Genomic DNA, 20,913 nt, shown 5'->3' with positions numbered 1-20,913 from the left:
ACCTACAGCCGCTCCAGCGACGGCATCCAGACACGGATCAGCGAGAACAGCCGGTCCAGGTCGATGGGCTTGGCCAGGTAGTCGCTGGCGCCGGCGGCGAGGCAGCGCTCCTGGTCGTCCTTCATGGCCTTGGCGGTGATGGCGATGATCGGCAGCTTCTTCATGTGCGGCCGCTTGCGGATCTCGCGCATGGCTTCGTAGCCGTCCATCATCGGCATCATGATGTCCATCAGCACCAGGTCGATGGTGTCGCTGTTGTCGAGCTTCTCCAGCGCTTCCAGGCCGTTGCGGGCGATCTCCACCTTGGCGCCCTTCTGCTCCAGGGCACTGGTGAGGGCGAAGATGTTGCGCACGTCGTCATCCACCAGCAGCAGGGTGCGGCCGTCGAAGGCCTTTTCGCGGCTGCGGGCGCTTTCCAGCATGCGCTGGCGATCGAGCGGCATGTCGGCCTCGATCTTGTGCAGGAACAGGGTCACCTCGTCGAGCAGCCGTTCCGGCGAGCGCGCGCCCTTGATGATGATGGAACGCGAATACTTGAGCAGCGCCGCTTCTTCGTCGCGGGTCAGGCTGCGACCGGTGTAGACGATCACCGGCGGGAAGGAGCAGATGTCTTCGCTGGCCATGCGCTGGAGCAGTTCGCCACCTTCCATGTCGGGCAGCTTGAGGTCGATGACCATGCAGTCGTAGACCTCGTCGCGCAGCAGTTCCAGGGCCTGGCTGCCCATCTCCACCGCGGTGATCTCCACGTCCACGTCGCCGATCAGCTTGGCGATGCTGTCGCGCTGCAGGGCGTCGTCTTCCACCAGTAGCACCCGCTTGATGCCGGCGGCGAACTTGGCTTCCAGCCGCGTGAAGGCCTCGCGCAATTCGTCGCGGGTGGTGGGCTTGATGGCGTAGCCGACCGCGCCCATGTGCATGGCCGTCTCGATGCGATCCGAGGCCGAGACCACGTGCACCGGGATGTGCCGGGTCAGGGGATTTTCCTTGAGCCGCTCCAGCACCGTGAGGCCGGAATGATCCGGCAGCCCCATGTCCAGCAGGATGGCGTCGGGGCGGTACTCCAGCGCCGCGGCGAAGCCTTCCTCGGCGCGGTGGGCGATCAGGCAGCTGTACTTCAGCTCGTGGGCCAGATCGAAGAGGATCTGCGCGAAGGGCACCTCGTCCTCGATCACCAGCACTCGACGATCCGGATAGGGCCAGCTGTCCCGGTCGTCAGCGAAGGCAGCTGCCACAGGCGCCGCTGCCTCGGTGACCGGCGGCGCTGCGGGCGGACGCGGGGTAGCGGCCAGGGTGGCGAGGGGCGCAGGTGCTGCAACCGGCGTGGTGGCCTGCGCCGGGGCCATGATCGGCGTCACCGGCAGACCGGGCGCGGCGGTTTCCTGATACTCCAGCGGCAGGCGCAGGGTGAAGGTACTGCCCTCGCCCGGCTGGCTGGTGACGCTCAGGGTGCCACCCAGCAGCAGCGCCAGGTCGCGGGAGATCGACAGCCCCAGGCCGGTGCCGCCGTAGCGACGGGTGATGGCGCCATCCGCCTGGCGGAAGGCCTCGAAGATCAGCTCCTGCTGCTCGGCGGCGATGCCGATGCCGGTATCGCTCACGGCGAAGCTGGGCTGGCCGTCTTCCAGCGACAGGCGCAGGGTGACCTGGCCGTGCTCGGTGAACTTGAAGGCGTTGGACAGCAGATTCTTGAGGATCTGCTCGACTCGTTGGCGATCGCTGAAAAAGGCCGGCGGCATCCGCGCGTCCAGCTCCACCACGAAGGCAACGCCCTTGTTCTGGGCCACCGGCTCGAAGGCGGTCTTCAGGGCTTCCACCAGGCGGCGCACGGACATCTGCTCCGGGCGGATTTCCAGCATGCCGGCCTCGACCTTGGAGATGTCGAGGATGTCGTTGATCAGGGTGAGCAAGTCGTTGCCTGCCGAATAGATGGATTCGGCATAGCGCACCTGCTCGCCGCTAAGGTTGCCGGCCGGGTTGTCTGCCAGCAGCTTGGAGAGGATCAGCGAGCTGTTCAGCGGCGTGCGCAATTCGTGAGACATGTTCGCCAGGAATTCGGACTTGTACTGGCTGGCCCGTTCCAGCTCGCGTGCCCGGTCTTCCAGCAGCTGCTGGGCGTCGTTGAGGCGATTGTTGCGGTCGTCCAGCACGTCGCGCTGCTGCAGCAGTTCCTGGGCCTGCTCGGAGAGCTGCTCGTTGGTCTGCTCCAGTTCGGCCTGCTGCTGCTCCAGATGAACCTGGGATTCCTTGAGCGCCTGCGACTGTTCTTCCAGCTCTTCGTTGGCGGTGCGCAGTTCTTCCTGCTGCACCTGGAGTTCTTCGTTGAGTTGCTGGGTTTCCGCCAGCACCTGCTGCAGCCGCTGGCGATAGCGCGCGGCCTCCACCGAAGAGCCAATGGAATCGGCGATCAGGGTCAGCAATTCTTCGTCCTGCGGACGCAGGGCGCGCAGGAAGCCCAGCTCGACCACGCCATTCACCCGGCCATCGTTCTCGATGGGCACGATGAGCGCCGCGCTGGCCTGGCGCTCGCCCAGCGCCGAATTGACCTTGAGGTAGTCGAGGGGCAACTGGTCGAGCGCCACGAGGCGACCGTCCAGCACGGCCTGCCCGGCCAGACCCTCGCCCGGTGAAAGGCGCTGGCGCCGGCGACGCCCCTCGTCGTCGAGGGCATAGTCGGCGACGCGCTCCAGGCTGCCGTCGTCGAGCCGCACATAGAGGGCACCGGCCGCGGCGCCGAGATAGCGCGCCAGGAATTGCAGAATGCTCTGTCCCAGCGGCGCCAGCGTCGCCTGGCCGATCACCGCTTCCGACAGCTGATTCTGGCCGGAGCGGAACCAGCTCTGCCGCTCCAGGTTGTCGGTGTGCTCGGCCTGCTGGTCGAGCAACCGCGTGTAGGTCGCGGAAAGCCGCATGAGCTCGCGGCGTCCGAAGAAGGCCATGATGCCCGACAGCAGCAGGCTGACGATGAGGAAGGCGGCGACGAACACCACCGTCATGCGGCTGGCCGTCTCGGTACGCTCGGCGCGCATCTGTTCTTCGTAGGCGATGAAATCGCTGTAGTCGCGGCGGATGCTGTCGATGCGGTTCTTGCCCTGACCGTCGTTCAGCGGCGTCTGGAAGTCTCCACCCAAACGCCGCGCATCGATCACCCGGCTCGCATAGTCGCGCCACTCGCGATGCACCGCTTCGATCCGCTCCAGGCGACGGATCTGCACGGCACTGTCACTGACCAGACTCTTCAGCTCGTCGAGCTGCGGCTCGACGTTGGGCAGGGCGCGCTCATAGGGCTGCAGAAAGCTGGTGTTGCCACTCAGCAGGTAGCCACGCATCCCGGTTTCCAGATCGACCACCAGGCGGAAGTTGGCGTTGGCCTCGCTGATGACACGGTCGGTGTGCTCGACCCACTGGGTGACTCTCAGCAGGTAATAGATGATGGCGATAAAGAAGATCGCGCTGAAGACACCGATGCTCAGCGGCAGGGAAAGATTGCGCTTGAGGATCTGGCTGAAGTGCTTCTGGTCGAGGGGCGACTCGCGATTCATGAGGTCTGAAAGCCTTGTACGGGACGAAACGGTCGGCGGCGGTGAAGCCTCTGTCTGCGGTGGGTGCCGTCACCCGCAGCGTCACGACCAAGAATCGATCAGAAACCCCGCCACGCCTTGGCCGGGCTTTCTCGAAAAGCCTGCGGAACACGCACGTGCCGGCCGTGTACGCCATATGCCTTGGCGCTGTCGCCCTGATGGCGGCGGGCTTGCAGACCGACTAGTCGATGGGGACGCGCAACGCGCGTCCGCCTCTCAGGTCAGCGACGGGCAATCACCCAGACGGCATGAATGATACCCGGAATGTAACCCAGCAGCGTCAGCAGGATGTTGAGCCAGAAGGCGCCGCCGAAGCCGACCTGAAGGAAGACGCCCACGGGCGGCAGGATGATGGCGAAGATAAGGCGGATGAGGTCCATTTCAGGCTCCAGTAGCGGTCAGGCAAGAAGATGCCTCTAAGACTGGCAGGGCCTGAACCAGGTTCCGGCAGGCAATAAAAAACCCCGCCGAGGCGGGGTTTCGCAGACTTAACCCGACATCCCTGTCAGGCCGCCAATCCTTGGCCATCTATCCCTGTAAGTCTCTGCCCGACATCCGTGCCGGGGGGCCATCCTGGCCACATTTCCTTGAAATCATCTGGAGCGCTGGGTACATCCTGTACCGCGATCCGATGGGTGTAGATTACGCAGCTATCCAAGACTAGGCGATGGCTTATCGCGGTGACGTCGTGTAAGCCAAAGCTTACAGGGCATGGCTTTTTACCTTGCCGGTCAACAGCTTAGAACTCCTCCTCGGCCAGGGCGTAGAGCGGCTGGGCGCCACTGCGCACGGCCGCCGCCAGGCTCAGGGTGCGCGGTAGCAGGCGAGCGAAATAGAAGCGCGCAGTGGCCAGCTTGGCTTCGGCGAAGGTCGCCTCCTGATCCGCCGTAGCGGCCGCCGCCCGGGCCCAGAGGTAGCCATAGGCGACATAGCCGAACAGGTGCAGGTAGTCCACCGAGGCCGCTCCCAGTTCGTGGGGATCGCTGGCGCCGGCCTGCAGCAGCCATTCGGTCGCCCCGTCCAGCTGATCCAGCGCCTGGCGCAGAGGTGCGGCGAATTCATTGTCCGCCGGCAGACCGGCGAGATAGCCATGGACCTCTTCGCTGAAGGGCCGATAGAGCGCCCCGCGGCTACCGGCCAGCTTGCGGCCGACCAAATCGAGAGCCTGGATGCCGTTGGTGCCCTCGTAGATCTGGGTGATGCGCACGTCGCGCACCAGTTGCTCCTGGCCCCACTCACGGATGTAGCCATGGCCGCCGAACACCTGCTGACCGGCTACGCAGAGTTCCAGGCCGAGATCGGTGAGGAAGCCCTTGGCCACCGGGGTCAGCAGCGCCACCAGGGCCTCGGCACGTTCGCGCTCGATCGGTTCGGGGCTGTACTTGGCGGTGTCGAGTTGCAGGGCGACATAGCTGGAGAACAACCGGCCGCCTTCGTTCAGGGCCTTCATGGTCAGCAGCATACGCCGCACATCGGGATGGACGATGATGGGATCGGCGTTCTTGGCGGCCTGCTGGATACCGGCCGGCGAACGACTCTGCAGGCGCTCGCGGGCATAGGCCAGGGCATTCTGGTAGGAGCGCTCGCTCGAACCCAGGCCCTGGATGCCAACGCCCAGGCGCTCGTAGTTCATCATGGTGAACATGGCGGCCAGGCCCTTGTTGACCTCGCCCACCAGGTAGCCGACCGCGCCATCGAAGTTCATCACGCAGGTGGCGGCGCCCTTGATGCCCATCTTGTGTTCCAGCGAGCCGCAGGCCACGGCGTTGCGCGCGCCCAGGGCACCCGCCTCGTCCACCAGGATCTTGGGCACCAGGAACAGCGAGATGCCCCGGGAGCCGGCCGGCGCATCGGGCAGCTTGGCCAGCACCAAGTGGATGATGTTCTCGGTGAGGTCGTGCTCGCCGGCGGTAATGAAGATCTTGGTGCCGGTGACCCGGTAGCTGCCATCGGCCTGGGGTTCGGCACGGGTGCGGATCAGACCCAGGTCGGTACCGGCGTGGGGCTCGGTCAGGCACATGGAGCCGGCCCACTGGCCGCTGTAGAGGTTGGGCAGATAGGCCTGCTTCAGTTCCGCGCTGCCATGGGCGTGCAGGGCCAGGCAGGCACCGGCGCTGAGCATCGGATAGAGACCGAAGGCCAGGCAGCTGGCGTGCATCATTTCCTCGACCTGGGCGGTGAGCACCTTGGGCATGCCCATGCCGCCGTACTCGGGATCGCCACCGACACCGACCCAGCCACCCTCGGCGAAGGCCTGGTAGGCCTGGCGGAAGCCCTGGGGCGTGGTCACTTCCCCGGCTTGCCAGTGGCAGCCTTCCTCATCGGAATTGCGATTGAGCGGCGCCAGTTCCTGGGCGCACAGCTTGCCGGCTTCTTCGAGGATGGCATCGGCGGTCTCGCCGTCCACCACCTCGGCCAGGGCAGGCCACTGACTCCAGCGGTCCTTGACCTTGAGGACGGCATCCAGCACGAAACGGATATCGCGAAGCGGCGGGGTGTAGTCAGCCATGTCGAGTCTCCTCGGAAGGTGTTCTTGTCGGTATGAGTCGAGTGTAAGACCGAACCGAAAGGGAGACATAGGTTCATGATCTGACCTAACGGTCAGCCGATCGGAGGTCTGCGTTGGGTGTTTTTTCGCGGCCGCGAAAAGACAAAAACCCCGCCGGAGCGGGGTTTTCAGTGGAGCTGCGGCCTTTAGTAGCCGAGGGCGAAGTCTTCCTCGGCCAGGGCCATCAGGCTGCCGGCGCCGGCCAGCAGCGCTTCGGCGTGGGCACGGGTACGGGGCAGCAGGCGCTCGTAGTAGAAGCGCGCGGTGGCCAGCTTGGCCTGGTAAAAGGCGGCCTCGTCGGTGCCGGCGGCCAGCTTCTCGGCCGCGACCCGGGCCATGTCCGCCCAGAAGTACGCCAGGCAGACATAGCCGGAGTACATCAGGTAGTCGACGGCGGCGGCACCCACCTCCTCGCGATCCTTCATGGCGGCCATGCCGACCTTGAGGGTGAGCTCGCCCCACTCCTTGTTCAGCTTGGCCAGCGGTTCGACGAAGGCCTTGAGTTCGGCGTTCTCGGCATTGGCCTGGCAGAACTTGTGCACCACCTTGGTGAAGGCCTTGAGGGATTCACCCTGGGTCATCAGCACCTTGCGGCCCAGCAGGTCGATGGCCTGGATGCCGGTGGTACCCTCGTAGAGCATGGCGATACGCGCATCGCGCAGGTTCTGCTCCATGCCCCACTCGGCGATGTAGCCATGGCCGCCATAGATCTGCACGCCGTGGCTGGCCGCCTCGAAACCCACCTCGGTCATGAAGGCCTTGGCGATGGGGGTGAGGAAGGCCATCTGGGTCTCGACCTGCTGCTTCTGCTCCTCGTCCTGGCTGTACTTGAGGATATCCACCAGCTTGGCGGTGTAGTAGATCATCGCCCGGCTGCCCTCGGCGAAGGCCTTCATGGTCAGCAGCATGCGACGCACGTCGGGGTGCACGATGATGGGATCGGCGGGCTTCTCGGGTGCCTTGGGACCGGTCAGGGATCTCATCTGCAGCCGCTCGCGGGCGTACTTCAGACCGCCCTGGAAGGCCACCTCGGCATGGGCCAGGCCCTGCAGGGCGGTGCCGATGCGGGCGAAGTTCATGAAGGTGAACATGCAGTTCAGACCGCGATTCGGCGGGCCGATCAGGAAGCCGGTGGCGCCGTCGAAGTTCATCACGCAGGTGGCGTTGCCGTGGATGCCCATCTTGTGTTCGAGGGAACCGCAGTGCACGGCGTTGCGCTCGCCGGCCGCGCCGCTGGCGTCGGGCAGGCGCTTGGGCACGATGAACAGCGAGATGCCCTTGGTGCCGGCGGGGGCGTCGGGCAGGCGGGCCAGCACGATGTGGACGATGTTCTCGGCCATGTCGTGTTCACCCGCGGAGATGAAGATCTTGGTGCCGGTGATGGCGTAGCTGCCGTCCGCGCGCGGCTCGGCCTTGGTGCGCAGCATGCCCAGGTCGGAACCGCAGTGGGGTTCGGTCAGGCACATGGTGCCGGTCCATTCGCCGGTCACCAGCTTTTCCAGGTAGGTGTGCTTCTGCTCGTCGGTGCCGTGCTGCTCCAGGGTGTTCATGGCGCCGTGCGATAGGCCGGGGTACATGCCCCAGGACCAGTTGGCCTGGCCGACCATTTCCGACAGGGAGATGCCAAGGGACTCGGGCAGGCCCTGGCCACCGTGGGCCGGGTTGTGCGCCAGGCTCGGCCAGCCGCCCTCGACGAACTGGGCATAGGCTTCTTTGAAGCCATCGGGGGTCTTCACCCCTTCTTCGCTCCAAGTGCAGCCCTGCTGGTCGCCGATGCGATTGAGCGGCGCCAGTACCTGTTCGCAGAACTTGGCGCCTTCTTCGAGGATGGCGGAGACCATGTCGGGCGTGGCGTCGCCGCAACCGGGCAGGCTCTGGTAGTGCGCGTCATAGCCCAGGAGTTCGTCGCGGACGAAGCGGATGTCCCGCAGGGGGGCTTTGTAATCGGGCATGACTGTTACCTCTTTGCGAATGCTTGTTGTCGAGGGTGGCGGCAGCGTCGCTGCAGACCTTCCGCCAGGGCGTTTAAACAGTTGTTTGAAACTAATGTTCCAGGCCTGGCCTTGTCAAGCGCGGCGAGGACGAGCGGAGCGACCGGTCAGTCCGCTTCGGCCAGGGCTTCGCGCAGGGCTGCCGCCGTCGCCGGACGTATCAGCCGCGCCAGTTCCTGGCCGTCCTTGACCACGATCAGCGTAGGCCAGAGCTTGACGCGAAAGGAGCGCCCCAGGCGGCGGCCGGGGCCGTCCTCGATCTTGAGATGGCGCACGCCGGGGTAGTCCGCGAGCGCCGTGGCCAGCAGCGGCTGGGCGGCACGACAGTGGCCGCACCAGGGTGCGCCGAACTCCAGCAGGGTGACACCCGGCAGGGCGTCGACCTCGGTGCGGGCGGGCTCCTTTTCCGCATAGGTGGTCGTCATGGTCATGGCTGGGCTCCTGAAGTCGGTTCCAACGGTGGACAAGTCGCTGGCGGGACTGCTCGGTCACGGGAAAAGGATTAGGGTCGAAGCTGCGGTACGCCCCGATCTCCCGACAATAAAACAAGGCGCTCCATTTCTGCCTCCGTCTCCGCCCTTTCCCGAGGCCCGCCATGAGCCAGACAGCGACTTCCGTTTCACCCGCCACCCTGCGCAAGGTCATCTCCGCCGCGTCCATCGGCAATTTCGTCGAATGGTTCGATTTCGCCCTTTATGGCTTTCTCGCCACCCTGATCGCCGCGCACTTCTTTCCCAGTGGCGACGCCACCGCCGGGCTGCTCAAGACCTTTGCCGTCTTCGCCGTGGCCTTCGCCTTCCGACCGCTGGGCGGCATCGTCTTCGGCCTGCTGGGTGACCGCATCGGCCGTAAACGGGTCCTGGCGCTGACCATCCTGATCATGGCCGGCGCCACGGCGCTGATCGGCATCCTGCCCAGCTACGCCACCATCGGCATCTGGGCACCGATACTGCTGACGCTGATCCGTTGCGCTCAGGGCTTTTCCGCCGGCGGCGAATACGCGGGTGCCTGCGCCTACGTGATGGAGCATTCGCCGCGCGATAGACGCGGGCGCTATGGCAGCTTCGTGCCGGTCTCGACCTTTCTCGCCTTCGCCAGCGCGGCCCTGACCGCCTGGGGCCTGGAGCGGCTGCTGGGCGCCGCCACCATGGCCGACTGGGGCTGGCGCATTCCCTTCCTGGCCGCCGCGCCGCTGGGTCTGATCGGCCTCTACCTGCGGCTGAAGCTGGACGAGACCCCGGCCTTCCAGGCCCTGGAAGCCGACCATGAGGTCAGCCATTCGCCGCTGGGCGAGACGCTCAGGCTGCAAGGCCGCTCCATCCTGCGCCTGGGCGCCTTCATTTCGCTGACGGCGCTGTCCTTCTATATGTTCACCACCTACTTCTCCACCTACCTACAGCTGGCCGGCGGCTTCGACCGGGCCGCGGCGCTGGCCATCAGCCTGATCACCCTGTTCGCCGCCGCAGCCGCCTGCCCGGTGCTGGGGCGCGTCACCGACCGCATCGGTCGGCGCATGACCACGTTGCTGGCCAGCCTGGTCCTGGCGGTGGGCGTCTATCCGGCGCTGTTGCTGGCCAGCAGTGGCCAGTTCGGCAGCGCCCTGCTGGGTTCCCTGCTGCTTGGCGCCGGGGCGGTACTGTGCAACGTGGTGACCGCGCCGCTGCTCAGCGAGGTCTTCCCGACCCGCACGCGCTACACCGCCGGTGCCATTACCTACAACCTGGCCTATACCATCTTCGGCGGCACCGCCCCGCTGATGGCGACCTGGCTGATCGGCGCCACCGGCAGCAACCTCTCGCCAGCGCTCTACCTGATCCTGGTCGCCCTGCTGGGCCTGGTCGGGGGCCTGAGTCTGCCGGAGACCTCCCGGATCGACCTGGACGACGTCAGCGAAGGCGGCGAGGTCAGCTATCGCGCGGTGCGCGGCTAAACCGCTCGTCTCATGAGCGGCACTTCCTCCGGGTCCATCTGCCGATAGGCAAAAGGCCCGGAGTTTCCCCCATGCCCGCCACTCACGATCTGCAACGCTTCCTCGACGCCCAGGCCGACACCTATGCCACCGCCCTGGCGGAGGTCCGCGCCGGGCGCAAGCGCAGCCACTGGATGTGGTTCATCTTTCCGCAGATCCAGGGACTGGGCCGCAGCGAAACGGCACGCCACTACGCCATCGCCTCCCGCGACGAGGCCGGCGCCTACCTCGCACATCCGCTGCTGGGATCACGCCTGCGGGAGATCACCGCGGCGGCACTGGAACATCCCGAGCTGTCCGCCACCGCGCTGTTCGGGCAGCCGGACGATCTCAAGTTCCACTCCAGCCTCACCCTCTTCGCCGCCGTGGCCGAAGATCCCGAGCCCTTTCGCCAGGCGCTGAAGACCTTTTTCGCCGGCCGGCCGGACGAAGCTACGCTGACCCGACTCTGTTAGCGCCAGAGTTCGGGCAGCGCGCCCTCAGGTCCGGTCACCGGATCACTTGCCGGCAAGGGCACCCCGGCGATCAATCCGACCGAGCGGGCGTGGGCGGCCGGATCGGCGCGCTGGGTGATGAAGTCCTGCTGATCGGGCGGATAGGCACCCACCACCAGGAAGTCCGCACTGGATTCCAGATTGCGGTGGCCAGTGCCCGCCGGTAGTACCACCACATCACCCGCGGTCACCTCCACATCCTGCCCCTGCTCGCCGCCCAGGCGCAGGGTAGCCTGACCACGCGCCACGCCCAGGACTTCATGGGCATTGGGATGATAGTGATGGTAGCTATAGACGCCGTAGCGCCATTGCGGCGGCCAGGCGTTGTCGGCGAACAGTCGCTCCAGCGCCGCCGCGCGGTCGGCACCCTCCAGCGGCACCTGGCGATAGAGCAGCACGGGCAGGCGGCTATTGGGGATGACGCCGTCATCGGCGAAGTGCAGCTGCTCGGGCTGACCCGCCCCCACTGGCGCGGCCAGAGCGACGGTGGTGGGAGCGAGACCCAGCACCAGGGAAAGGATGGACAGCGATGGGCGATGCGACATGCGGGACTCCAGAGGCTTTGCCAATGGAGGCCCGCCCGGCGCCGGGGTTCAGCGCCCGCGACGAGGGGTCAGGCCAGCCACTCCCGCAACAGCGCCGTGGTCCGTTCCGGCAGTTCCAGTGGCGGCAGGTGACCGCAGTCGTCCAGCACCACCAGACGCGAGCCCTGGATGCCGGCCGCCATGAGCTCGGCTTCGGCGGGCGGGGTGAGTTGATCCTGGGCGCCGACCACGATGAGGGTGGGCACCTGGATCCGGGCCAGGGTCGACCGCGAATCGGGGCGGTCGATGATGGACTGCTGCTGGCGCAGGAAGGCCTCCTTGCCCACCGCCTTGCCCATGGCCAGCACGGTATCGGCCACCGGCGTGCCCAGGCGCGAGGCATGGATCAGGCGTGGCAGCAGTTGCGGACTGATGCCGAGAAAGCGACCGCGTTCGGCCAGGTCGAGCATGGCGCGACGCTGGATGGCACGCTCGGCGGTATCCGGGCTGGCCATGGTGTCGAACAGCGCCAGTCGCGCCACCCGCTCCGGCGCCTGGCGCAGGATCTCGAAGGCCACATAGCCGCCCATGGACAGGGCGCCCAAGGCGAAGCGCGGCGGCGCCTCGGCCAGCACCCGGCGCGCCAGGGCGGCGATGCCAACGTCGCGCGTGAGGTCGGGGATGAACACCGGGCAGGTGTCGGCCAGATCGGCAGCCTGGGTGGCCCAGAGGCGCCGGTCACAGAGCAGGCCGGGAAGCAGGATCAGGGGAAGCGCGTCGGTAGCTGTCATCACTAAGAACTTGAGAGACACTGCGGAAAACGCGCAGTGTAGCGCGGATCACCAGCGAACCCGGCGGGCTTCGCGGGTTCCAAGGGACATTGCCAAGGATCTGGAAACATCCATGCGTACTGAAGGCTTCTTCGACTGGCTGGGCGCGTCGCTCGGCCAAGTCATCCGTTTCATCATCGACCTGTTCGGCTCGGTCCTGGGCGGCATCGCCGATGCCGTGCACGACTTCCTCCATGGCATGGCGCGCTCCATCGGCATGGACGACTCCTATATCAGCTTCGTGGTCCTGGCCATCGGCCTGTTGCTGCTCTACGCCGCGGTACGGGCCTTCATGGCCCGCTCGATAGTGGGCGGCGTCATCTGGCTGGTCCTGGGCCTGATGGTGATGGGCTGGCTGATTCGCGGCTGACTGGTGACCAGGCCGGCGGCCTGGCACAGTAGGGCTCTCGCTCGGCACGGATGCCGTCATGACCTTACCGTTCTCCTCTGTATCAAAGCGCCACTGGCAACGCCTGCGGCCCGGGACGCACTGCGCCCTCTGCGCCGCCTGGCTTCCGGCCGGACTGCCGCTGTGCGAAGGCTGCGACAGCGAATTGCCCTGGCTCGGGCCACACTGCCAATGCTGCGCCCTGCCCCTACCTGTAGACGGGCTACTCTGTGGCAGCTGTCTGGCCAGGCCGCCGGCCTTCGACCAGGTACTGGCGCTCTGGCGCTATGCCTTTCCGGTCGACACCCTGATCAACAGGTTCAAGCACCGCGACCAGGGCAGTCTTGGCCGCCTGGCCGGGGCGCTGCTGGCGCGGCATCTGCAGCATCTGTTCGACGAAGGCCAGCCACGCCCGGACTTGCTGCTGCCGGTTCCCCTCTCACCCTCGCGCCTGCGCCAACGCGGCTTCAACCAGGCCGCCCTGCTGGCCAACTGGCTCGGCAAGGCGCTGCAACTGCCGGTGGATGGCGGGTTATTGCAGCGGGTACAGGAGCAACAGAGCCAGCAGGGCCTGAGCGCCAACGAGCGGCGGCGCAATCTCAAGCAGGCCTTCGCCCTGGTGAAGGACGCCCGGTTGGAGGGTCGCCACCTGGCCCTGGTGGACGATGTCCTCACCACCGGCGCCACCGCCGACAGCCTGGCCCTCTTGCTCAAGCGCGCCGGCGCCGGACGGGTCGACGTCTATTGCCTGGCGCGGACGCCACCACCCGGCGGCTAGCCGCTGTCACCAAAACGTCATTCAGTCTGACTAGCCTCGCCTGCACACCGTGAGGGAGCCATCCGCATGCACAACGACCAGACCGATCTCGAACGCCTCGTCCATCTGAGCCGCCGCCGCTTCATCGGCGCAGGCGCCCTCGCCGGTGCCGCCCTGTTTCTGGGCGGCGGCCTGCTCGGTCGCAGCGCCCTGGCCGACGCCGTCGGCGAGGCCACGGGCAATCCCCTGATCGGCTTCGCCAACATCCCGGCCTCCACCGCCGACACCCTGGTGGTACCGCCCGGCTATCGCGCCAGCGTGCTCATCAGCTGGGGCCAGCCACTGCACGCCGATGGCCCGGCCTTCCGCCCCGATGGCAGCCCCAGCGCCGCCGACCAGGCCGGGCAATTCGGCGACAACAACGACGGCATGGCCTTCTACCCCTTCCCGGACGATCCGGATCGGGCACTGATGGCGATCAACAACGAATACACCAACTACCGCTACCTGCTCAGCCACGGCACGCCGCCCAAGTCCCTGGAAGACACCCGCAAGGCTCAGGCCGCCGAGGGCGTCTCGGTGATCGAGGTGAAGCGCGTGGACGGCCAATGGCACTTCGTCCAGGGCTCGCCCTACAACCGCCGGGTGCACGGCAACACGCCCATCGCCGTCAGCGGTCCAGCCGCTGGCCATGCCCTGCTCAAGACCGCCGCCGACCCGGCCGGACGCGAGGTGCTGGGTACCTTCCAGAATTGCTCCAGCGGCGCCACGCCCTGGCATACCTATCTGACCTGCGAAGAGAACTTCACCGACGTCTTCGGCAGTCGCGACGCCAACCTGAAGTTCGATGCGGCTCAGAAGCGCTACAGCGTCAAGCACGCCGGCGTGGAGAACGACTGGCACCTGCATGACGATCGTTTCGACCTGGCGCAGAATCCCAACGAACTCAATCGCCACGGCTGGATCACCGAGATCGATCCCTTCGATCCCCAGGCCAAGCCGGTCAAGCGCACCGCCCTGGGTCGCTTCAAGCACGAGAACGCTGCCCTGACCCGCACCCGCGATGGCCGCGTGGTGGTCTACATGGGCGACGACGAGCGCGGCGAATTCATCTACAAGTTCGTCAGCCGTGATCGCCTGCAGGACGATCCCCAGGCCAATCGCGAGCTGCTCGATCACGGCACCCTCTATGTCGCCCGCTTCGACGAAGGCGACCGTGATCCGAACCGCCCCAGGGGCCGCGGCCAGTGGCTGCCGCTGGTGCATGGCGAGAACGGACTGACCGCCGCCAACGGCTTCGCCAGCCAGGCCGAGGTGCTCATCCACGCCCGCCAGGCCGGCACCCAGGTCGGCGCCACGCGCATGGACCGACCCGAATGGATCGCCGTCAGCCCCAAGGACGGCCAGGTCTATTGCACCCTGACCAACAACACCAAGCGCGGCGAAGACGGCATGCCGGTGGGCGGCCCCAATCCCCGCGCCAACAACCTCTACGGCCAGATCGTGCGCTGGCGCGAGAGCGGCGACGATGCCGCGGCCCTGAGCTTCGACTGGGATCTGTTCGTCATCGCCGGCAATCCCAAGGTGCACCCGGGCACGCCGGAAGCGGGTTCCGGGCAGATCAACGCCGAGAACATGTTCAACAGTCCCGATGGCCTGGGCTTCGATGCCGCCGGCCGGCTGTGGGTGCTCACCGATGGCAAGTACAGCAACAAGGGTGACTACGAGGGCATGGGCAACAACCAGATGCTCTGCGCCGATCCGCGCAGCGGCGAGATGCGCCGCTTCCTGGTCGGCCCGGTCGGGTGCGAGGTCACCGGCCTGGCCTTTTCGCCGGACTACCGGACGATGTTCGTCGGTATCCAGCACCCGGGCGAGGAAGGCGGCTCGCAGTTTCCGGAGCAACGTCCGGACGGCCAGCCACGCTCTTCGGTGATGGTCATCACCCGCGAAGACGGCGGGGTGATCGGCGCCTGACCGGCGAGCGGATAGCGCTCGAGCCTTCGCCATGGGGCTCGGGCATGCGCTAGCATCTCCCCGATGCAGGGTGGCAATCGCCATCGTCCCCCGTGACCGAGGAGCGCGCCATGTCCCATCCGTTCGAAAATCTGAGTCCCGACCTCGTCATCGACGCCATCGAAAGCCTGGGCTATCTCAGCGATGCCCGGGTGCTGGCGCTCAACAGCTACGAGAATCGCGTCTACCAGATCGGCATCGAAGCCGAGACCCCGCTGATCGCCAAGTTCTATCGCCCGGATCGCTGGACCGATGCGGCCATTCTGGAAGAACACGCCTTTTCCGCCGAACTGGAAGAGCGCGAGGTGCCCGTGGTCGCACCCTTGCAGCGCGACGGCCAGACACTCTTCACCCATGCCGGCTTTCGCTTCGCGCTCTTTCCCCGCCGTGGCGGCCGGGCGCCGGAGCCGGGCGATCTCAACCAGTTGCATCGCCTCGGCCAATTGCTCGGTCGCCTGCACGCGGTGGGTGCCAGCCGGCCCTTCCAGCACCGCGAGACGCTGGACGTCCAGGGCTATGGCCATGCCTCCCTGGACACCCTGCTGACCGGCAATTTCATTCCCAAGAGCCTGCTGCCGGCCTATGAATCGGTGGCGCGGGACCTGCTGCTACGCCTCGACGAACTCTTCGAGAGCGTCAGCTACGACGTCATCCGCCTGCACGGCGACTGCCACCCGGGTAACCTGCTCTGCCGCGATGACGCCTACCATATGGTCGACCTCGACGACTGCCGGCACGGCCCGGCCATGCAGGATCTCTGGATGCTGCTGGCCGGCGATCGCCAGGAGCGGCTGACGCAGCTGTCCGAGCTGATGGACGGCTATGAGGAATTCCACGACTTCCAGCCACGCGAGCTGGCGCTGATCGAGGGACTGCGCACCCTGCGGCTGATGCACTACAGCGCCTGGCTGGCGCGCCGCTGGGACGATCCGGCCTTTCCCAAGAGCTTTCCCTGGTTCGGCAGCGAACGCTACTGGGGCGACCAGATCCTCACCCTGCGCGAACAGCGCGCCGCCCTGGACGAGGCGCCGTTGCGGCTGTTCTAGACTTGCGGCGACCCATTGGAAAAGGCTGCGCCGTTTTCCACGCTACAGGTGTGGATACCCCCTCTCCCTCTGGGAGAGGGCCGGGGTGAGGGTAGGCTTCGTGAAGACTTCTCCAGGAAAAAAGACCGCGCCGTTTTCCACGCTATAGCACTGGCCGCGGCCATGGGCCGCTCCTACAGGTACAGGAGCTTTCTCCGGCGCGGCCGCATCGGCGGACCGTCATGGCCGCGATCGACCGTCGCGACGGTCACGCCACAAGCGCACCACCTCGGCCCACATCCCGCGGCCCCTTGAGCTATCCTGCCCGGACAAGAAAGTTGCCTGCCTAAGGATCCCTCATGTCTGCCTTGCGCCAGGGCTACGCCCTGGGCCTCACCGCCTACGGGCTGTGGGGCTTGTTTCCGCTGTTCTTCAAACTGCTGGCGGCCCTGCCGGCGACCGAGATCCTGTTCCAGCGCATCCTCTGGTCCGCGCTGTTCAGCGCGCTGCTGCTGGTGGTCTGGCGCCATCGCGGCTGGTGGGCGGAGTTGCGCGCCCATCCCCGGCGACTGTTCTGGCTAGCGGTGTCCGGCGCACTGGTGGCCTGCAACTGGCTGGTCTACATCTGGGCGGTCAACAACGCCCACGTGGTCGAGGCCAGCCTGGGCTACTACATCAACCCGCTGGTCAACATCCTGCTCGCCCTGGTGATTCTCGGCGAGCGCCTGCGCCCGCTGCAGTGGATCGCCGTGGGCCTGGCGGTGCTGGGCGTGGCCCAGCAGCTGTGGACCCTGGGGCAACTGCCCTGGGTTTCCCTGGCCCTGGCCCTGACCTTTGCCTTCTATGGACTGGTGCGGCGGCAGACGCCGGTGGCCGCACTGCCGGGCATGGTGGTGGAGAGCTGGATGCTGGTGCCGATCGCCCTGGTCGCGCTGCCGCTGCTGACCCCGGGGGTGAGCCTGCAGGCCGAGACCTGGCAGTCCTCGCTGGGCCTGCTGATCGTGCTGGCCGGCCCGGTCACCCTGATTCCCCTGCTGTGCTTCAACGCCGCGGCGCGCAAGCTGCCCTATTCGACGCTGGGCTTCCTGCAGTACCTCGCTCCGACCCTGGTGCTGATCCAGGCGGTCTGGCTCTACGACGAACCCTTCCCCCGCGAGCGGCTGTTCGCCTTCCTCTGCATCTGGACCGGCCTGGCCGTGTTCAGCTTCGATCTCTGGCGCGCCAGCCGCAAGCTCAGAGCCAGTGCAAAGGCACGCGAACCGGAGGCAGACCAGGCCTAGGCACTCCCCAAGAGAGCTGGGACCAGACAGCAGAACGCCCCTCGCAAGGGGCGTCCGGTACCGCAGCGGCGCCGATCAGGCTTCGCCAGCGGTCTGCATGCGCGCCAGTTCCTGGGCGTAGAGGGCGTCGAAATTCACCGGCTGCAGCATCAGCGCGGGGAAGGAGCCACGCACCACCATGTTGTCCAGCGCCTCACGGGCGTAGGGGAACAGGATGTTGGGGCAGAAGGCGCCCAGGGCGTGGGCCATGGAGGCGGCGTCCAGGCCCTTGATCAGGAAGATGCCACCCTGCTGCACTTCGGCGATGAAGGCGGTCTCTTCGTTGTTCTTGACGGTCACGGTCAGGGTCAGCACCACTTCGTGGAAGTCGTCGCCCAGGGTCTTCTGGCGGGTGGCCAGGTCCAGGTTGACGTTGGGCTGCCAGTCCTGACGGAAGATCTCGGGGCTCTTGGGCGCCTCGAAGGACAGGTCGCGGATGTAGATGCGCTGCAGGGAGAACTGAGCGCCGTCGTCCTGGGCGCCATTGGCTTGGTCGGTCATGGTAGGGCCTTGAGTTGTGAGTGTTGGTCAGGCGGACAGCAGCGGATCGAGACGTCCGCTTCGGTCTAGGGCATAGAGCTCGTCGCAACCGCCGACGTGGGTGCTGCCGACCCAGATCTGCGGCACGCTGGTGCGACCGGCCTTGCGGGCCATCTCGCTGCGCAGCGCGGGCTGGCCGTCGACGGAGACTTCCCGGTAGGCCACGTTCTTGCGATCGAGCAGGTGCTTGGCACGATGGCAATAGGGACACCAGGCACTGGTATAGATGACGACGTCAGACATGCGCGGTCTCCAGTGGCCGATGAGGCGGCCACGCTAGGGGTTCACTTCACCAGGGGCAGGTTCTCTGCACGCCAGGTGGCGATGCCGCCGTTCAGCCGGGCGGCGGTGAAGCCGGCCTTCTGCAGATCGCCGCAAACGGTGCCGGCCTGCTGGCCGGCGCTGTCCACCACGATCAAGGTCTTGGCCTTGTGCTTCTCCAGTAGAGACAGGCTGCTGGCGACTTTCTCCTGAGCGATGTTCAGCGCGCCGACGATATGCCCGGCGGCGAAGTCCTTGCTCGGACGGATGTCGAGGACCACGCCCTGCTCGCGGTTGAGCAGGTTGGTGAGTTCACCGGTGGACAGGCTGCGCCCGCCACGACGGGTCTCGTTGAACAGCATCAGGGCGACGATGGCGAGGAAGGCGGCGACGAGAAGCGGATGATGGGTGGCGAATTCAACCGCCCGACCGATAAATTCCATAATGAAAGAGCTATCCAAGGAGGGCTAAAAATGCTGGCCAGTATACACAGCCCCCCGATGGCGCCATACCCTCGCCGGCCCCGGGTTATCCGCAGGTAACCAGCTCATCCCGAACTGCCTCCTTGGCGGCTTCCGCCGCTCTGCCTAGGCTTGGCTTCCCTTCACTTCCGAGGAATCCAGCCATGACCTCCATCGCCCTGCTCGGCGCCACCGGCAACGTCGGCAGCCGTCTGCTCGACGAAGCCCTCTCCCGCGGCCACCGGGTCACCGCCCTGGCGCGGGACCCCGCGCGCCTCGCGTCGCGGCCCGACCTGACGGTGGTCGCCGGTGATGTCACCGATCTGCAGGCCGCCCCGGCCCTGGCCGGTCATGAGGTACTGATCAGCAGCCTGAGATTCGCCGACCTCGCGCCGAATGCCCTGGTCGACTTCGCCCGCGCCACCGGCATCCCCCGCCTGCTGATCGTTGGCGGCGCCGCCAGCCTGAACCTGCCGGACGGTTCGCGGCTGTTCGATGCGCCGGCCTTTCCCGCGGAATATCGCAGCGAGGCCGAAGCGGCCATCACCGCCCTGGACGCCCTGCGCGAGGTCAGCGACCTCGACTGGGTCTTCGTCAGTCCGCAGATGGTCTTCGCCCCCGGCGCGCGCACGGGCCGATTCCGCCTGGGTGACGATACCGTGCTGTTCGATGCGGCCGGGGACAGCCACATCTCCTATGAAGACTTCGCCATGGCCCTGCTGGACGAGGTCGAACGCCCGGTCCATCACCGTACCCGCTTCACCGTCGGTTACTGAAACAGAAATGCCCCCTCGTTCGCAGCCTGGCCGCCTGGTCGGGCTGTGAACGCTGAACGGCGTGCCTTGCCGTTTTTTTTGCCGGATGTGACGGGCATACTAGGCGCTTCGCCCTAGAAACGTACGACCTCGCATGCGCCGTGTTCTCGCCCTTCTCCTGCTTGCCAGCGTTCTCGCTCCCGCCCTGGCCGACGATCGCGCCGATACCCAACGGCAGATCGAGCAGACCCGCCGGGAAATCCAGGAGATGCAGAAGGTCCTCAAGCAGGTGCAGGCCGAAAAGTCCGGCGTGCAGAAGCAGTTGCAGGGCACCGAGACGCAGATGGGCGAGCTGGAAAAGCAGGTCGACTCGCTGCAGAAGCAGCTGGAGAACGGCGAAAAAAAGCTGCAGGAGCTGGACGGGCGCAAGAAGAAGCTCGACCAGTCTCGCGCTGAGCAACAACAGCTGATCGCCGTGCAGGTGCGCGCCGCCTACCAGAGCGGTCGCCAGGAATACCTCAAGCTGCTGCTCAATCAGGAGCATCCGGAAAAGGTCAGTCGTACCCTCACCTACTACAACTACCTGAATCGCACCCGGCTGGATCAGCTCGCCAGCTTCAACGACACCCTGCGCGAGTTGCGCGAGGTGGAGCAGGGCATCCAGCAGGAACAGGGCGACCTGGTCGCTCGCCGCGAAGACCTGGAGAAGCGTCAGGCGGAACTGGCCGAGGTGCGCAAGGAGCGCCAGGCGGCGCTGGCCAAGATCAACGCGGACTACCGCGACAAGAGCCGCGAGATCGAGAACCGCGAGCAGGATCAGGCAGCCCTGAACAAGGTGCTCAAGACCATCGAGGAAACCCTCGCGCGCCAGGCCCGCGAAGCCGAGGAAGCCCGGCAGCGACAGCTGGCCGAAGCCCGCGCCGCCCAGGCACGGGAAGCGGCACGGCGCCAGGCGCAAAGCGAGCCGAAAGCCCCGCGCCCCTCGAACGCCCCGGAGCTGGCGGTGTCTAGTGCAGCACCTGCCTATGGCGGCGCCTTCGCCAGTGCCCGCGGCAAGCTGCCCTGGCCGGTCGATGGCCGTCTGGTGGCCCGCTTCGGCAGTGCCCGCGGCGACGACCCCCGCGCGAAATGGGACGGTGTCCTGATCGCGGCCGGTGCCGGCACCCGGGTCAAGGCAGTGCACGATGGCCGGGTGGTCTTCGCCGACTGGCTAAGAGGCGCCGGCCAACTGGTTATCATCGATCATGGGAATGGCTATCTCAGCCTGTACGGACATAATCAGAGCCTGCTCAAGTCTGCGGGTGACGTGGTCAAGGCCGGGGATGCCATCGCGACCGTCGGCGCCAGCGGCGGTCAGGAAGCCTCCGCCTTGTACTTCGCCATCCGCCAACAGGGCCGCCCGACGGACCCGGTCATCTGGTGCCGTGCTCAGGGATAGTGCGACACACCTTGGTTTA

19 protein-coding genes are annotated in these 20,913 nt (G+C 66.4%); 9 read left to right on the top strand and 10 right to left on the bottom strand.

Annotated features, from left to right (window positions below):
* Positions 1 to 2: 2 nt before the first annotated feature.
* The 5 genes from QE393_RS21690 to QE393_RS21670 form a co-directional block, all read right to left on the bottom strand.
* Positions 3 to 3,539, bottom strand: a complete 3,537-nt coding sequence (locus QE393_RS21690) for a response regulator (RefSeq protein WP_310045577.1) — start codon at positions 3,537 to 3,539, stop codon at positions 3 to 5.
* Between the two features lie 260 nt (positions 3,540 to 3,799).
* On the bottom strand, positions 3,800 to 3,958 hold the full coding sequence (locus tag QE393_RS21685; RefSeq protein WP_007159763.1) for a YqaE/Pmp3 family membrane protein: 159 nt from the start codon (positions 3,956 to 3,958) through the stop codon (positions 3,800 to 3,802).
* Positions 3,959 to 4,317: 359 nt separating this feature from the next.
* Positions 4,318 to 6,087, bottom strand: a complete 1,770-nt coding sequence (locus tag QE393_RS21680) for an acyl-CoA dehydrogenase C-terminal domain-containing protein (RefSeq protein WP_310045576.1) — start codon at positions 6,085 to 6,087, stop codon at positions 4,318 to 4,320.
* Positions 6,088 to 6,272: 185 nt separating this feature from the next.
* Positions 6,273 to 8,078: a phenylacyl-CoA dehydrogenase gene (locus QE393_RS21675; RefSeq protein WP_187980524.1), complete on the bottom strand. Its 1,806-nt coding sequence runs from the start codon at positions 8,076 to 8,078 to the stop codon at positions 6,273 to 6,275.
* Between the two features lie 146 nt (positions 8,079 to 8,224).
* Positions 8,225 to 8,548 (bottom strand): thioredoxin family protein, encoded by a 324-nt coding sequence (locus QE393_RS21670; RefSeq protein WP_310045575.1) that lies wholly within the window; start codon positions 8,546 to 8,548, stop codon positions 8,225 to 8,227.
* A gap of 164 nt (positions 8,549 to 8,712) precedes the next feature.
* On the opposite strand from QE393_RS21670, the gene QE393_RS21665 reads away from it, so the two are divergent.
* Entirely contained in the window at positions 8,713 to 10,047 is a 1,335-nt protein-coding gene (locus QE393_RS21665) for an MFS transporter (protein WP_310045574.1), read from the top strand.
* A gap of 71 nt (positions 10,048 to 10,118) precedes the next feature.
* A complete protein-coding gene (locus tag QE393_RS21660) occupies positions 10,119 to 10,541 on the top strand; it encodes a DUF1810 domain-containing protein (RefSeq protein ID WP_310045573.1) in 423 nt (140 codons plus the stop codon).
* Here QE393_RS21660 and QE393_RS21655 read toward each other — a convergent pair.
* Positions 10,538 to 11,125, bottom strand: a complete 588-nt coding sequence (locus tag QE393_RS21655) for a cupin domain-containing protein (RefSeq protein WP_310045572.1) — start codon at positions 11,123 to 11,125, stop codon at positions 10,538 to 10,540. The two genes, QE393_RS21660 and QE393_RS21655, sit on opposite strands and share 4 nt — an antisense overlap.
* Before the next feature lie 68 nt (positions 11,126 to 11,193).
* Positions 11,194 to 11,895, bottom strand: a complete 702-nt coding sequence (locus QE393_RS21650; RefSeq protein ID WP_310045571.1) for an alpha/beta fold hydrolase — start codon at positions 11,893 to 11,895, stop codon at positions 11,194 to 11,196.
* A gap of 112 nt (positions 11,896 to 12,007) precedes the next feature.
* On the opposite strand from QE393_RS21650, the gene QE393_RS21645 reads away from it, so the two are divergent.
* From QE393_RS21645 to rarD, 5 genes are all read left to right on the top strand, one after another.
* Complete coding sequence (locus QE393_RS21645) at positions 12,008 to 12,304, top strand: hypothetical protein (RefSeq protein WP_310045570.1); 297 nt, start codon at positions 12,008 to 12,010, stop codon at positions 12,302 to 12,304.
* Positions 12,305 to 12,362: 58 nt separating this feature from the next.
* Positions 12,363 to 13,100, top strand: coding sequence for a ComF family protein (locus QE393_RS21640; RefSeq protein ID WP_310045569.1), 738 nt, complete (start codon positions 12,363 to 12,365; stop codon positions 13,098 to 13,100).
* Between the two features lie 66 nt (positions 13,101 to 13,166).
* Positions 13,167 to 15,056: a PhoX family phosphatase gene (locus QE393_RS21635; RefSeq protein WP_310045568.1), complete on the top strand. Its 1,890-nt coding sequence runs from the start codon at positions 13,167 to 13,169 to the stop codon at positions 15,054 to 15,056.
* Between the two features lie 110 nt (positions 15,057 to 15,166).
* Positions 15,167 to 16,141, top strand: coding sequence for a serine/threonine protein kinase (locus tag QE393_RS21630; RefSeq protein WP_133861977.1), 975 nt, complete (start codon positions 15,167 to 15,169; stop codon positions 16,139 to 16,141).
* Between the two features lie 338 nt (positions 16,142 to 16,479).
* The gene (gene rarD, locus QE393_RS21625; protein WP_310045567.1) at positions 16,480 to 17,400 is read left to right on the top strand and encodes an EamA family transporter RarD; all 921 of its coding nucleotides are present in this window, start codon (positions 16,480 to 16,482) and stop codon (positions 17,398 to 17,400) included.
* 75 nt (positions 17,401 to 17,475) lie between these two features.
* Here rarD and secB read toward each other — a convergent pair whose 3' ends face one another.
* The 3 genes from secB to QE393_RS21610 are packed head-to-tail and all read right to left on the bottom strand — an operon-like array spanning position 17,476 to position 18,683.
* The gene (gene secB, locus QE393_RS21620; RefSeq protein WP_273805744.1) at positions 17,476 to 17,940 is read right to left on the bottom strand and encodes a protein-export chaperone SecB; all 465 of its coding nucleotides are present in this window, start codon (positions 17,938 to 17,940) and stop codon (positions 17,476 to 17,478) included.
* A gap of 27 nt (positions 17,941 to 17,967) precedes the next feature.
* Complete coding sequence (gene grxC / locus QE393_RS21615) at positions 17,968 to 18,222, bottom strand: glutaredoxin 3 (RefSeq protein ID WP_133861979.1); 255 nt, start codon at positions 18,220 to 18,222, stop codon at positions 17,968 to 17,970.
* Positions 18,223 to 18,263: 41 nt separating this feature from the next.
* The gene (locus tag QE393_RS21610; protein WP_310045564.1) at positions 18,264 to 18,683 is read right to left on the bottom strand and encodes a rhodanese-like domain-containing protein; all 420 of its coding nucleotides are present in this window, start codon (positions 18,681 to 18,683) and stop codon (positions 18,264 to 18,266) included.
* Positions 18,684 to 18,865: 182 nt separating this feature from the next.
* Between QE393_RS21610 and QE393_RS21605 the strand changes: the two genes are divergently transcribed.
* Complete coding sequence (locus QE393_RS21605) at positions 18,866 to 19,477, top strand: NAD(P)-dependent oxidoreductase (RefSeq protein WP_310045562.1); 612 nt, start codon at positions 18,866 to 18,868, stop codon at positions 19,475 to 19,477.
* A 133-nt stretch (positions 19,478 to 19,610) separates the two neighbouring features.
* The gene (locus QE393_RS21600; RefSeq protein WP_310045560.1) at positions 19,611 to 20,894 is read left to right on the top strand and encodes a peptidoglycan DD-metalloendopeptidase family protein; all 1,284 of its coding nucleotides are present in this window, start codon (positions 19,611 to 19,613) and stop codon (positions 20,892 to 20,894) included.
* The last annotated feature ends 19 nt before the right edge of the window (positions 20,895 to 20,913 follow it).

This window comes from Pseudomonas sp. SORGH_AS_0211 (genome assembly GCF_031453455.1).
Lineage (GTDB): Bacteria > Pseudomonadota > Gammaproteobacteria > Pseudomonadales > Pseudomonadaceae > Chryseomonas > Chryseomonas aestiva.
Note: the sequence above shows the minus strand (reverse complement) of the source record. Positions and strands in the feature narration are given on the sequence as shown.